We start from the raw sequence: 13153 nt of genomic DNA, 5'->3' as shown, positions 1-13153 counted from the left end.
AAAAAAAGAGAGGCAGACAATAAAATTGTCTGCCATAACGCGGTCTATGGTAACGGCTATGGGAGGAGATGAACAGCCTGACTATTCATCCGTGGGGGCGGGAACCCATGCCCGACAGAAGTCGAACCACCCATAGGCGGTAAGCGTTACGCCTTCTACACGAGGAGGTGCACTGATTTGATACTGGTAATTAAACAGCGGCATGATGATGCCCTGCTGCATAAGGTGGGTGTAATAATCGCGCAGGGCATGATGGCGGTTCGTTTCGTCCGCTAACTGTTGCACGCTATCAAGCACCATGCGGCATTGCTGCTGCTCTTTATCGTTCAAAATTGCCTGCCAGAGCACATCAATACGCAGCCAATTCTCCAAGGCCACTTCCGGTGATTCACCGATTAATCTGTCGCCTAAAATAATATCGACTTCGGCAAACTGCTCGTTAGACTCCCAACGTTTACCGTCATAGAAACGCACTTCTAACTCACATCCAGCCTGGGCGAGGCGTTCCTGTAGCCGGTCGGAAAGCGCGGTGAGCTCTGCCGGTGGGTGATAAAGCAGCGTGAGTTTTGGGGGCAACAAAATCGGCTCAGGGGTAGGGTCTGGCAGCGGCCAGCCAGACAACATTGCGCTGCTGCGCGCAATCAAACCATTTTCAATTGGGAGATGATTGAGCGTATTTTCTTCTCGAATCAGCGTCGTGAGGTAACGCCTCTGAGCTACTGTGAGTTTTCCGCGCTTCTGGTTGAGAGCGATATAGCAAAAACCAACGCTGGTGCTGCGTTGTACCGGACGAACGCTGTCTAACTCTTCGTACTGTCCGATAGTTATTTTTACCGGATGCTGGCTGCTGGGCGCTGCTGATGCTTGCTCTGGATTGGATGTGATCCAATATTCAATCGCATGCAGGTAAGGGCGGTGCAGATGATAGCTGCTGTGCTGCTCAAGCCTAATGAGCATGTCTGAGGAGCTGATCTGACGGAAAGGCCCTGCGCCGATTTCAGGATAATCAGGATGAGGTAAAAGACAGAGTAAATCAGCCAGACGGTGAGCAAGCCAATAGTCAGCACACTTTAAGGTAAAACGAATGCACAGCGCATGAGGCAGAGAAATATCCGCGATGCTGCTCAGAAAACTACCGCAGCGAGGATGATGGCACAGCTGTTTTAGCTGCTGGACCAACTGTTCGGCAGTGATTGGCTGCCCATTGTGCCAGCGTAAATCGCTGCGCAGTAAAAACTGCCACTTAAGACCATCGGCGCTGATTTGCCAATGATGCGCTAAATCGGGCTGTGGGTGTGGATTACCGGTTTCAAAGCGAGTGAGCCCTGCATGGATGGTATGCGCAAGGTGCTGTTCGGCACGTCCGGTTAGTGCTAACGGCGCGATAGGTTCAAGCGTTCGATAGTACGGAATACGCAGCGTAGGAAGGTCCGAATCCCATTGCCCACCCAGATGTGGCATAAGCAGTTCATTGAGATGAATGGGATCTCGTTCAGCCAGCTTTAACGCGTTTTGATGATCGCCTGCGTTGAGCAGTTGTTGCATTAGGTTAGCACGCAGCTGCTGTTCTGGAATGACGCAGTGCAAGCGCGCGCGTTTCCCACGTCCTGCTGTGGCATGCCATTCCAACCATTTCAGCGCCTGAAGTTGGGCTAACAACGTACGCACATGGCGTTCACTACAGCAGAAAACCCCTGCCAGTTCAGCAACGGTTGTTTGAATTGGATCGTCACCAGCAAACTGGTTTAAACGTTGGTATTGGCTAAGCCTCTGTAGCAGGCGCATTGCTAAATCCTGAACAATTTTCTTTAATTGTTCACTATTAGTTCCGTAAATGCCACGCCATACTGTTTATCTCACTGTATTCGTCACAAAATTATTCGTCACCAAAAGAGGTTTCGGTATGGTTCGTTTAGCGGCCTTTGATATGGATGGCACTCTGTTGATGCCTAACCATCAGGTTGGGGCTGAAACCTTGGATGCGCTGCATCGCTTGTCTGAAAATCAGATTGCGCTGACGTTTGCAACGGGGCGGCATTTTCTCGAAGTGCGTACTATTGCGCGTCGATTAGGTCTGCAGGGCTATATGATTACCGGCAATGGCACTCGGATACACGATCGCGAGGGTAATAATTTATTTTCCAGCGACTTGGTGCCAGAAATTGCGCTTGAGGTTTTGCATTCGCATTGGGAAACGCCCGCCTCGGTTCACGTTTTTAGAGATGATGGCTGGTTGACCTCGGTTGAGTATCCAGAGCTCTTAGCCCCACATGTGGAAAATGGTTTTGGCTATCACATTACGCCGCTGCGTTCTTTACCGGCTTATGGCATAAGTAAAATTTGTTTCTGTGGCGATCACGATGCCTTAACGAGTTTACAAACACGCCTGCGCCTGCATTTTGGCCAGGCTGTTGATCTGTGTTTTTCGGCCTACGATTGCTTAGAAGTTTTGCCCGCGGGAACGAACAAAGGCTCTGCGCTGAGTCATTTATGCGACCACCTAGATATCGATCTTGCTGATTGTATGGCGTTTGGTGATGCGATGAATGACAGAGAAATGCTGGGCATGGTCGGAAAAGGTTACATCATGGGTAATGCGTTGCCGCAGCTCAAAGCCAGCCTGCCGCACTTAGAGATTATTGGTCATTGCCAGCAACAGGCGGTGGCACAGCAGTTAAACAATTGGCTGAGTTCACCAAAAAAACCTCACCATTCCCCCGAATAACGAGGATTCTTTTACAGCCGCCGGGCCTACACATAGCGTGTATCGCCCGGTTTTTTATTTCTGCTTTAGACAGAATGGGTAAGCTACATCGCTTCCAACTGTTGGGTATATTGGCTTAAGTCGCCAATATTCTTTTTCACCCAATCAGCATCATAGTAGGTATCTAAATAACGTTCACCGCTATCGCAGAGCAGGGTAACGATAGCGCCTTGTTCGCCGCGATCGCGCATTTGACGTGCCAGCGTTAATGCTCCCCACATGTTTGTTCCTGTCGAAGCGCCGACTTTGCGGCCTAATATCTTCTGCAACCAATGGATGGTGGCGATGCTGGCGGCATCTGGAACACGCGTCATGCTGTCAATAGCCTCAGGGATAAATGAGGGCTCAGCACGTGGTCGTCCGATACCTTCGATTTTGCTGCCACAGGTACCCGTGATGGTGCGGTCTTTTTGCAGATAGCTATCCATAAACACCGAGTTTTCAGGATCCACCACCATCAGATGAGTCGGGTGTCCTTGGTAACGAATATAGCGACCCAAGGTTGCAGAGGTGCCGCCGGTGCCTGCGCTCATGACGATATAAGCAGGAATAGGATGCGGCTCGCGTTCCATCTGACGAAATATGCTATCGGCAATATTATTGTTGCCGCGCCAGTCTGTTGCTCGTTCAGCGTTGGTGAACTGATCCATATAATGGCCGTTCAACTCTTTGGCTAACTGTTCTGACGCCGCATAAATCTGGCTGGCGCTGTCAACAAAATGACAGCGTCCACCATAGAACTCGATCTGTTCGACTTTTTTACGTGCGGTGCATGAAGGCATCACGGCGATAAACGGCAAATTCAGCAGTCGAGCGAAATAGGCCTCGGAGACGGCGGTACTGCCTGAAGACGATTCGATAATCGTGGTGTCTTCTTTAATCCAACCGTTACATAGCCCATACAAAAAGAGTGAGCGGGCTAGACGATGTTTCAGGCTGCCGGTTGGATGCGTGCTCTCATCTTTCAGATACAAATAGATGCCGGGAAAAGTAGGCAGATTTAGACGAATAAGGTGTGTGTCTGCCGAGCGTTGAAAATCGGCTTCGATCTCGCTGATAGCGTGCTTTACCCAAGCGTTGTTCATGATAGTGGCCTATGTGAGTCAGTCTGAACGTATGGGATAAGACTATCGGATTTTGCAGAAAAAGAAGTTGCTATATAGACTTCATATTGGCCTAATAAGAGAAAATATTTCTCCATAAGTGATATATGTTAGATAAAACAGACCGAAAACTGTTGGAGCTCTTACAGCGCGACTGCACTCAGTCGTTGCAGGTGTTGGCCGATGCGGTCAACTTGACCTCCACGCCCTGCTGGAAACGACTGAAGCGCCTAGAAGATGAGGGCTATATCGTCGGGCGCGTGGCGCTGTTAGACAAAGACAAACTTGGCCTTGGTTTGACCGCGTTTGTTATGATCAAAACCCAGCATCACAGCAGTGAGTGGTATCATCATTTTGTGCAGCAGGTTGAGCACATGCCTGAAATCCTTGCGTTTTATCGTATGGCTGGAGAGTACGATTATTTAATGCAGGTACAGGTTGCGGACATGAAAAGCTACGATGCTTTTTATAAGCGATTGGTGAATGCGGTGAAAGGCTTAAGTGACGTCACTTCCAGTTTTGCGATGGAACAAATCAAAAGCACCACGTTCTTGCCCGTGGGTGAATAAAGCACGCAAAATTTACCCATCACGCGGTTACCTAAGTTTCCTATCGGTGTTATCCTAGTGCTGTTTATATATACAGCATTTAAAATCAAAGCCCACTATAGGCTATGGAATAAAAATACGTGAGATTATTTGCCCAACTAGGCTGGTATTTTCGTCGTGAATGGCGGCGATATCTGGGAGCCGTACTTTTATTAGTCGTTATCGCTATTCTGCAACTGGTGCCGCCGCGCATTGTTGGCATCGTGATTGACGGCGTGTCAAAACAGCATATGCCAGCTTCAACGCTGGCATTTTGGATTGGTATTTTACTGCTCGTCGCGGTGGTGGTGTATCTGCTGCGCTATGTGTGGCGAGTGCTGCTATTCGGCGCGTCCTATTTGCTGGCCGTTGAACTGCGTGAAAAATATTATCGTCAGCTCAGTAACCAAGCGCCTTCATTTTATCAGCGCCACCGCACCGGCGATTTGATTGCCAGAGCGACCAACGACGTCGATCGCGTTGTCTTTGCCGCGGGTGAAGGTGTATTAACGCTGGTGGATTCACTGGTGATGGGCTTGGCGGTGCTGTTTGTGATGAGCACCCAAATTAGCTGGGAGCTGACGCTACTGTCTCTTATTCCGATGCCGATTATGGCCATGGTGATTAAGCATCAAGGCGCGCAGCTACACTCGCGGTTTAAGTCTGCACAGGCGGCTTTCTCCATGCTCAACGATCAGGCTCAAGAGAGCTTGACCAGCATTCGCATGATCAAATCCTTTGGTCTAGAAAATCATCAGTCGAAGCGCTTTGCCGATGTCGCAGCCGAAGCAGGTGCCCGTAATATGCACGTGGCTAAAGTCGATGCGCGCTTTAACCCAACCATTTTTATCGCGATTGGCTGTGCCAACTTATTGGCGATCGGCGGCGGTGGGGTGATGGTGATTCATGGTCACCTAACGTTAGGACAATTGACCAGCTTTGTGATGTATCTGGGCTTAATGATTTGGCCGATGCTGGCATTAGCGTGGATGTTTAACATCGTGGAGCGTGGTAGTGCGGCTTATAGTCGTATTCGCAGCATGCTGTCTGAGCCGTCAACGGTTCAAGACGGCGAACGCTCTTTGCCTCAGGGGCGAGGTGTGCTCAGCGTTGATGTTGAGCGTTTCGCCTATAGCGAAGGGGCTAATCCTGTACTGCATAACATTCAATTCAATCTCGCGCCGGGCCAGATGCTAGGCCTGTGTGGGCCAACGGGGGCGGGTAAAAGCGCTTTGCTCTCATTGATTCAGCGACATTTTGATCCCGACCAAGGGGAAGTGTGTTTCCACGGCATCTCTTTACGTGAACTTCGTCTGGATGAATGGCGCGCTCGCCTCGCCGTTGTGAGTCAAACACCTTTCCTGTTCTCGGATTCTGTTGCCATGAATATTGCATTAGGTAAACCTGATGCAACACAGGAAGACATTGAACGCGTGGCTAAGCTGGCCAGCGTGCATGAGGATATTCTGCGCTTGCCTGAAGGCTATCAAACCGAAGTGGGAGAGCGCGGCGTGATGCTGTCTGGGGGGCAAAAGCAGCGCATCTCTATCGCTCGGGCATTGCTACTGGACGCGGAGATTTTGATCCTCGACGATGCGCTGTCGGCGGTTGATGGCCGTACTGAATACCAAATTCTGCATAATCTGCGTGAATGGGGAGAGAATCGAACGGTGATTATCAGCGCGCATCGCCTTTCTGCGCTGACAGAAGCCAGCGAGATCCTCGTTCTGCAGCAAGGCGCTGTCGCTCAGCGTGGCTTGCACAGTGAGCTGAGTCAACAGCGTGGTTGGTATCGAGATATGCATCGTTTCCAGCAAATTGAAGCTCAGCTCGATGAGCCAGACTCGCAGATTCAGGAGCCAGATAATGCGTAATATCAAACAACTCTGGCCGACCCTGAAACGCCTGCTTGCCTATGGTGGCCCTTATAAAAAACCGTTAGCAATTGCCGTGGTGATGCTATGGGTGGCTGCGGCTGCGGAAGTTTGTGGCCCGATTATCATCAGCTACTTCATCGATAACGTGGTTGCCAAAGGCGATCTCAGACTTGGGTTGGTGACAGGCTTAGCGCTGTTATATCTGCTGCTTGAGTTTACCGCAGCGGGTTTGCAGTATGCGCAGGCATTACTGTTCAACCGTGCGGCGGTTGGGGTAGTGCAACAGCTACGTACCGACGTTATGGATGCTGCGCTACGTCAGCCTTTATCAGCTTTTGACAATCAGCCTGTCGGACAGCTTATCTCGCGAGTGACCAACGACACCGAAGTGATCAAAGATCTTTATGTCACGGTGGTAGCGACGGTGCTGAAAAGTGCGGCGCTGATTGGTGCGATGCTGGTGGCCATGTTTACCCTTGATTGGCGGATGGCGCTTATCTCTATCTGTATTTTCCCCGCCGTATTTGTGGTGATGGCCGTTTACCAGCACTACAGTACGCCGGTAGTACGTCGCGTTCGTAGCTATCTTGCCGATATCAATGATGGTTTTAACGAAGTGATCAATGGCATGGGGGTTATCCAACAGTTCCGTCAGCAGGCGCGCTTTGGTGAAAAAATGGGGGAGGTGAGCCGCTCTCATTATCAGGCGCGTATGCAAACATTGCGATTGGAAGGCTTTCTACTGCGCCCGTTGCTGAGTCTTTTCTCCGCCATGATCCTTTGTGGATTATTAATGATGTTTGGCTTCAGCGCCGAAGGTTCGATTGGCGTGGGCGTGCTTTATGCTTTCATTAACTATTTAGGTCGTCTGAATGAGCCTTTGATAGAGCTCACCAGCCAACAGTCCATGATGCAGCAGGCCGTAGTTGCTGGGGAGCGCATTTTCGAGCTGATGGATGATGCTCAACAGAACTACGGCGGTGACATTCAGCCTTTGCAGAGCGGGCGCGTCGATGTTAACAACGTGACTTTTGCCTATCGGGAAGGCCGCCCAGTTTTGCAGGATATCAATCTGCACATTGCATCTCGCGGATTTGTGGCTTTAGTCGGGCATACCGGCAGCGGTAAATCGACATTGGCTAACTTGCTGATGGGGTATTATCCGGTAAATCAAGGCGAGATCTGTATTGATGGGCGTCCGATCCCTACGCTGAGCCATCAGGTTCTGCGCGAAGGCGTGGCTATGGTTCAGCAGGATCCCGTCGTGATGGCAGAGTCGGTTATGCATAACGTGACGCTTGGCCGTGATATCAGCGAGGCACAGGTGTGGAAAGCGCTGGAGGATGTCCAGCTTGCACCGCTGGTTAGAAGCTGGCCGCAGGGAATACAAACTCAGTTGGGTGAACAGGGGAATAATCTGTCCGTGGGGCAAAAACAGCTGTTAGCAATGGCGCGAGTGCTGGTTCAGGCACCTCAAATCCTCATTCTGGATGAGGCTACGGCCAATATAGACTCCGGTACCGAGCAGGCGATTCAGAAAGCGCTCAATGTGATTCGCCAACAAACAACCTTAATTGTTATTGCTCATCGCTTGTCGACCATTGTAGATGCTGACTCTATTCTTGTTCTGCACCGAGGACAGGCGGTAGAACAAGGTTCGCACCACGAACTACTGGCTAAGCAGGGGCGTTACTACCAAATGCACCAGTTGCAACTAGTGGGAGAGGCGCTGGCGGCTGGATTGCATCAAGAATCACCGACGATCTAAATATTGTCCATCGCTACAAAGCCGGTTGCTATGTCATGAATGCATAGCACCGGCTTTTTGTTTTCTGCAGCGTTCATCACGGTAATCCTCGCTGTGCATTTGCAGTGCATCATCGCTTCGAATTGTGTAAAAAAAATGCACCGTAACTTCCCCGGTTGCACGCTATTGGTGCGCTTTTGAGAAATACCTCACGTTTTATCTGCTGTAACCGAGTCTCTCCCTCCCTAAAACCAGCATTTTCTTCCATCAACTAGCCTTATATAAAGTTGGCATAGCCTTTGCTCATATCAATGCGTAGACGAAATTATTCGGAGTCATGTGAGGAGAGGCCGTATGAAGCTTGTAACCGTGGTGATTAAGCCGTTCAAACTGGAAGACGTACGTGAAGCCCTTTCCTCTGTTGGGATCCAGGGATTGACCGTTACCGAGGTAAAGGGATTTGGCCGCCAAAAAGGCCACGCCGAGTTATATCGTGGGGCAGAGTACAACGTGAATTTCTTGCCGAAAGTGAAAATTGATGTGGCGATTGCTGACGATCAGCTCGATGAGGTGATTGATGTCATCAGCAAATCAGCCTACACCGGAAAAATTGGCGACGGAAAAATCTTTGTTGCCGAACTACAGCGCGTTATTCGCATTCGTACCGGTGAAACCGACGAAGCGGCTCTGTAATTAATAACTCACACAGATAGGGATGGATTAATGATGAAAACACGCTTATCCACTTTAGCTCTGGGGAGTGCTTTATTACTACCCAGTGCCGCTATGGCCGCAACGCCAGCCGTAGCAGACAAGGCTGATAACGCCTTTATGATGATTTGTACTGCGCTCGTTCTGTTTATGACCATCCCTGGCATTGGCCTATTTTACGGTGGATTATTACGTTCTAAAAACGTGCTGTCGCTGATGACGCAGGTAATGGTGACGTTTGCCGCTATCTGTGTGCTGTGGGTTGTCTATGGCTACTCTTTGGCGTTTGGTGCTGGTAACGCCATTTTCGGTAATCTAGATGAAGTGATGCTGAAAGGCATTGGGCTAACCGATTTAACCGGCTCATTCTACAAGATGATCCACGTTGCGTTTCAGGGCTCATTCGCCTGTATTACCGTGGGTCTGATTGTGGGCTCGTTTGCAGAACGTATTCGTTTTTCGGCGGTGCTAATTTTTGCCGTACTGTGGTTTACGATCTCTTATATTCCGATGGCTCATATGGTGTGGGGCGGTGGATATTTAGCGGCAGACGGCGCGCTGGACTTTGCAGGTGGAACGGTCGTGCATATTAATGCGGCGATTGCCGGTTTGGTCGGTGCGTATCTGCTAGGTAAGCGTGCAGGATTTGGCAAAGAAGCCTTTAAGCCTCATAACCTACCGATGGTCTTTATGGGGACTGCGATTCTGTATATCGGCTGGTTTGGCTTTAACGCAGGCTCGGCAAGTGCAGCGAATGAAATTGCCGCGCTGGCCTTTGTGAATACGGTTGTGGCGACGGCGGGGGCGATTCTGTCTTGGGTATTAGCGGAGTGGATGACGCGCGGAAAGCCGTCTCTGCTGGGTGCGTGTTCAGGCTGCATCGCTGGGCTGGTTGCGGTGACGCCTGCCGCGGGCACCGTTGGTGTGGGTGGCGCGCTATTGCTCGGCTTGATTGCGGGTGTCGCTGGGTTGTGGGGCGTGGTGATGCTGAAACGCTGGCTGAAGGTGGATGATACCTGTGACGTATTCGGCGTGCATGGTGTGTGCGGTATCGTGGGATGTTTAGCCACGGGGATCCTAACCGCAACGTCTTTGGGAGGAACCGGCTATGCCGAAGGGGTGACCATGGGCCATCAGTTCGGCGTGCAGGCACTCAGCGTTGTGGTCTGTATCGTTTGGTCTGGCGTGGCTGCGTTAATTGCCTTTAAGATTGCCGATGTTTGTGTAGGTCTGCGTGTGCCGGAAGAACAAGAGCGCGAAGGTCTGGACGTCAATAGCCACGGTGAGAACGCTTACAACCAGTAGTTTTCTTCTTCAATCGTGCAATTGCAGATGTGAAAAGGGCGGAGAAATCCGCCCTTTTGTTATATGGATGATATTTGGATTTTACGAACGCTGGCGGATCACGCCTTCCTGAACCGTAGAGGCAATCAGTTCACCGGCTCGGTTGTAAAATTGTCCTCGTACAAAACCGCGAGCGCCAGACGCAGAGGTGCTCTCAACCGCATAAAGCAACCACTCATCCAAGCGGAACGGGCGATGGAACCACATCGAATGGTCAATCGTTGCGACCTGCATGCCAGGCTCTAAGAACCCTTTACCGTGTGGCTGTAAGGCGGTTGGCAAGAAATTGAAATCGGACGCATATCCCAGTAAGTACTGATGAATGCGTGGGTCGTCAGGCATTTCGCCATTGGCTTTGAACCAAACGTTACGGATAGGTTCTTCTACTTTGCCCATCAAAGGGTTATGGAAGCTCACCGGACGCATTTCTAACGGTTTTTCGCAGGTAAATTTTTCACGCACGGATTCTGGGATGAGGTGTGCCATGCTACTGGCAATTTCAGATTCAGATTTTAATGATTCAGGCGCTGGTACATCGGGCATCACGTTCTGATGTTCGAAACCCTGTTCGGCAGTTTGGAAAGATGCCGTCATGTAGAAAATAGGTTTACCGTGTTGCACCGCCTTCACCCTGCGCGCGCTGAAACTATTACCGTCACGCAGATTTTCAACGTCATAGATTATCGGCTGGCTGCTATCGCCGGGGCGGAGGAAATAGCTGTGAAAGGAGTGAATATTGCGCTCTAAAGGCACCGTTTGTTTCGCGGCATAGAGCGCTTGACCAACCACCTGACCGCCAAAAACTTGACGTAAGCCAAGATCTTCACTCTGCCCGCGATAGATCCCTTCTTCAATTTTTTCCAGATCTAACAGATCGAGTAAATTTTTTAATGCCTGACTCATGAGTGAGATCCTAATTAACCAGTGTTGAAAACAGGAGCGAAACTCCCAACTGCATTATCAATTATGGCAGAACTTATCACAAAACTATTTAAGGGTTCGCCATCGTTTCTAGGGTTCAATTATCTGAAAATGTTAATGTAAAGTAGATAAAACTGGAAAACTCAGCGCTTTGTGCCATGCTTATCAAGTATCTTAGTTTAAGAAACTATTTTAAGAGGCTCGTGTCGGTTGCTTAATATGCTTTTGTAGATAGGCATTCGACAACAAAAATAAAAGGAAGGAGACCGAACTTATGAAACTCTGGAAAATTGTAGGTGGTGTACTGATGACCGCAACGGTTGCTGGCTGCTCTTCAAATGCTGCTGATGTCCCAACGCCTGCTCCAGGTAATCAAGTGACTGCAGATGCGTCGCAGATTAGCGGCCCAGCGGTGCGCGGTAGCGTGAATATTCGTCAGCGTATCGCTTTGCCACCAAATGCGGAAGTTACGGTCACCTTAGCCGATGTTTCTCTGGCGGATGCGCCTGCTCGCGTGCTGTCACAGAAAGTGTTCCGCACCGATGGCAAACAGCCACCTTATAACTTTGTTCTGCCGTTCAATCCTCAGGATATTCAGCCAAACCAGCGCATTAACCTGAGCGCGGCAATCAAAGTCGACGGTCGCTTAGTGTTCATCACCGATACGTTGAATGAAGTGGTAAATAACAACGCGGGTACGCAGAAAGATCTGGTCTTGGTGCCTGTTTCTGCTGATGGTGCTGCCACCGTGCTGAGTGAAAAAAAGAAGGTTGAAGGAACATCACCTTTCTAATATTCGTTTAGGCGATATGAAAAACCTGCCGACTGTGGCAGGTTTTTTTATGGCTGCGATGGATCCCATCCGTAAAGAGCCAAATCGATAACGCCGCTCGCGTTGAAGGTGATGCCTTCATCTTGCAGAGCAGTACGTTGGCGCGTGTAGTCAGGGCCAATCAGAGAGATGTTGCCGCTACGATTGACGACGCGATACCAGGGAATTGATGAGCCCTTAGGGAGCTTGCGTAAAATACCACCGACCTGTCGTGCCGCGCGTGAAGACCCCGCAAGGCGAGCTATTTGCCCATATGTTGCCACTTTTCCATAGGGGATAGCGTGAATTGACATCAAAACACGTTGGCGAAAGTTATCTTCAGGTACCGATGGGGTATCGTTTGGCATAAGGCATTGAAATTCAAAATGAGTGGCTCATGGTATGAACGCAGTTTGCCATAAGGGGCTGATGGATAAAATGATTGTTTAATAAAACGACGTTCGGCAGCCTTAGCCTTGCTTTTCGCCGAGTCATCACTGATAATGCCCCCGCACTGAAGTGATGCATGACGTTATGCAGTAATCATTCAGTTGCTCATCAATGGAGGCCCTGTTGGTTCTCCCGCAACGCTAACTTGTGAACTCGGTCAGATCCGGAAGGAAGCAGCCGCAGCAGGCGACGTGTGTGCCGGGATGTAGCTGGCAGGGCCTCCACCCATTTAAGCCCCCCATATTTTCTTAACGTAAAATCATTCGTTTTTTTCATCTTTAGTCAGCTATTCTCAAATTCGTTGTATTGCCCTATCTATGATCGTTTTATCACAGCTGTAATATGCAAATGTGACAGAAGGTGTATATATTCTTTCTATTGGATGTATTGATGAGGTTGTCATGATGAAAAAAGGGTTACTGACAATAGTGCTATTTTTATGCAGCGTATCAGCACATGCAAAAGCGCCTTTGGGAAAGGATATCGATGATTCCCTGGCACGCTGTAAAAATGTGGCTTCTGCGACACAAGCTATTTCTAGCTGTTACCAGACTGCCATGAAAGCGTGGGATGCCGAGTTAAATAATCAATATAAGTTATTACTCAAAGATCAATCAGTGGCTGCTCAGGAAAAACTAAAAATTGCGCAAAGAGGGTGGGTTAAATATAAAGATGATTACTTTCTAGCGATAAATGCGTTTTACCAACAAGAGCAGGGGACCGTATGGGGTCTGGTTGCGGCTGAAACCAAGCTCAATGTGATTAAAGAAAAAGCTATTGACCTAGATAGATTGCGTCGTAGTACGAACTTATCGGGTGAATAGAGCAAGCAAAGGCC

Annotated in this window: 12 protein-coding genes and 1 other RNA gene; 9 read left to right on the top strand and 4 right to left on the bottom strand. The window is 49.6% G+C overall.

Annotation, left to right across the window (positions count from 1 at the left end; all coding sequences use genetic code 11):
- Nucleotides 1-81 precede the first annotated feature (81 nt).
- Nucleotides 82-1785, bottom strand: coding sequence for an SgrR family transcriptional regulator (locus U0008_RS16010; RefSeq protein WP_043495004.1), 1704 nt, complete (start codon nt 1783-1785; stop codon nt 82-84).
- A 118-nt stretch (nt 1786-1903) separates the two neighbouring features.
- On the opposite strand from U0008_RS16010, the gene cof reads away from it, so the two are divergent.
- A complete protein-coding gene (cof, locus tag U0008_RS16005) occupies nt 1904-2725 on the top strand; it encodes an HMP-PP phosphatase (RefSeq protein ID WP_025799974.1) in 822 nt (273 codons plus the stop codon).
- Between the two features lie 83 nt (nt 2726-2808).
- Here cof and U0008_RS16000 read toward each other — a convergent pair whose 3' ends face one another.
- Complete coding sequence (locus U0008_RS16000; RefSeq protein WP_043495002.1) at nt 2809-3849, bottom strand: PLP-dependent cysteine synthase family protein; 1041 nt, start codon at nt 3847-3849, stop codon at nt 2809-2811.
- Nucleotides 3850-3974: 125 nt separating this feature from the next.
- Between U0008_RS16000 and U0008_RS15995 the strand changes: the two genes are divergently transcribed.
- The 5 genes from U0008_RS15995 to amtB all read left to right on the top strand — a co-directional run bounded on the left by U0008_RS15995 (nt 3975) and on the right by amtB (nt 10094).
- Nucleotides 3975-4436 carry an Lrp/AsnC family transcriptional regulator gene (locus tag U0008_RS15995; RefSeq protein ID WP_025799970.1) on the top strand — a complete coding sequence of 154 codons (462 nt, stop codon included), beginning with the start codon at nt 3975-3977 and terminating at the stop codon, nt 4434-4436.
- 119 nt (nt 4437-4555) lie between these two features.
- Nucleotides 4556-6328 (top strand): SmdA family multidrug ABC transporter permease/ATP-binding protein, encoded by a 1773-nt coding sequence (locus U0008_RS15990; RefSeq protein WP_043495000.1) that lies wholly within the window; start codon nt 4556-4558, stop codon nt 6326-6328.
- Nucleotides 6321-8099, top strand: a complete 1779-nt coding sequence (locus U0008_RS15985; RefSeq protein WP_043494997.1) for a SmdB family multidrug efflux ABC transporter permease/ATP-binding protein — start codon at nt 6321-6323, stop codon at nt 8097-8099. The genes U0008_RS15990 and U0008_RS15985 overlap by 8 nt, the downstream gene beginning before the upstream one ends.
- A gap of 333 nt (nt 8100-8432) precedes the next feature.
- Complete coding sequence (glnK, locus tag U0008_RS15980) at nt 8433-8771, top strand: P-II family nitrogen regulator (protein ID WP_004091732.1); 339 nt, start codon at nt 8433-8435, stop codon at nt 8769-8771.
- Between the two features lie 33 nt (nt 8772-8804).
- Nucleotides 8805-10094, top strand: coding sequence for an ammonium transporter AmtB (gene amtB, locus U0008_RS15975; RefSeq protein ID WP_043495009.1), 1290 nt, complete (start codon nt 8805-8807; stop codon nt 10092-10094).
- 81 nt (nt 10095-10175) lie between these two features.
- Here amtB and tesB read toward each other — a convergent pair whose 3' ends face one another.
- Nucleotides 10176-11036 (bottom strand): acyl-CoA thioesterase II, encoded by an 861-nt coding sequence (gene tesB, locus U0008_RS15970; RefSeq protein ID WP_043494996.1) that lies wholly within the window; start codon nt 11034-11036, stop codon nt 10176-10178.
- Nucleotides 11037-11328: 292 nt separating this feature from the next.
- Here tesB and U0008_RS15965 point away from each other — a divergent pair, with 292 nt between their 5' ends.
- Nucleotides 11329-11847 carry a YbaY family lipoprotein gene (locus tag U0008_RS15965; protein WP_025799960.1) on the top strand — a complete coding sequence of 173 codons (519 nt, stop codon included), beginning with the start codon at nt 11329-11331 and terminating at the stop codon, nt 11845-11847.
- Nucleotides 11848-11894: 47 nt separating this feature from the next.
- Here U0008_RS15965 and U0008_RS15960 read toward each other — a convergent pair whose 3' ends face one another.
- Nucleotides 11895-12233, bottom strand: a complete 339-nt coding sequence (locus tag U0008_RS15960) for an MGMT family protein (protein WP_043494994.1) — start codon at nt 12231-12233, stop codon at nt 11895-11897.
- Between the two features lie 203 nt (nt 12234-12436).
- On the opposite strand from U0008_RS15960, the gene ffs reads away from it, so the two are divergent.
- Nucleotides 12437-12533, top strand: an RNA gene (ffs, locus tag U0008_RS15955) — signal recognition particle sRNA small type.
- A gap of 183 nt (nt 12534-12716) precedes the next feature.
- Nucleotides 12717-13139 carry a lysozyme inhibitor LprI family protein gene (locus U0008_RS15950; RefSeq protein ID WP_226929814.1) on the top strand — a complete coding sequence of 141 codons (423 nt, stop codon included), beginning with the start codon at nt 12717-12719 and terminating at the stop codon, nt 13137-13139.
- The last annotated feature ends 14 nt before the right edge of the window (nt 13140-13153 follow it).

Origin of the sequence: Hafnia alvei (genome assembly GCF_034424155.1) — a bacterium.
Classification (GTDB): Bacteria; Pseudomonadota; Gammaproteobacteria; order Enterobacterales; family Enterobacteriaceae; genus Hafnia; species Hafnia alvei.
This window is presented reverse-complemented; position numbering and strand designations above follow the sequence as displayed.

Excerpts from the sequence above, each read along its gene's own strand:
- U0008_RS16010 (WP_043495004.1), bottom strand. The coding sequence starts at position 1,785 with ATGCGCCTGCTACAGAGGCTTAGCCAATACCAACGTTTAAACCAGTTT.
- cof (WP_025799974.1), top strand. The coding sequence starts at position 1,904 with ATGGTTCGTTTAGCGGCCTTTGATATGGATGGCACTCTGTTGATGCCT.
- U0008_RS16000 (WP_043495002.1), bottom strand. The coding sequence starts at position 3,849 with ATGAACAACGCTTGGGTAAAGCACGCTATCAGCGAGATCGAAGCCGAT.
- U0008_RS15995 (WP_025799970.1), top strand. The coding sequence starts at position 3,975 with ATGTTAGATAAAACAGACCGAAAACTGTTGGAGCTCTTACAGCGCGAC.
- U0008_RS15985 (WP_043494997.1), top strand. The coding sequence starts at position 6,321 with ATGCGTAATATCAAACAACTCTGGCCGACCCTGAAACGCCTGCTTGCC.
- glnK (WP_004091732.1), top strand. The coding sequence starts at position 8,433 with ATGAAGCTTGTAACCGTGGTGATTAAGCCGTTCAAACTGGAAGACGTA.
- amtB (WP_043495009.1), top strand. The coding sequence starts at position 8,805 with ATGAAAACACGCTTATCCACTTTAGCTCTGGGGAGTGCTTTATTACTA.
- tesB (WP_043494996.1), bottom strand. The coding sequence starts at position 11,036 with ATGAGTCAGGCATTAAAAAATTTACTCGATCTGTTAGATCTGGAAAAA.
- U0008_RS15965 (WP_025799960.1), top strand. The coding sequence starts at position 11,329 with ATGAAACTCTGGAAAATTGTAGGTGGTGTACTGATGACCGCAACGGTT.
- U0008_RS15960 (WP_043494994.1), bottom strand. The coding sequence starts at position 12,233 with ATGCCAAACGATACCCCATCGGTACCTGAAGATAACTTTCGCCAACGT.
- U0008_RS15950 (WP_226929814.1), top strand. The coding sequence starts at position 12,717 with ATGATGAAAAAAGGGTTACTGACAATAGTGCTATTTTTATGCAGCGTA.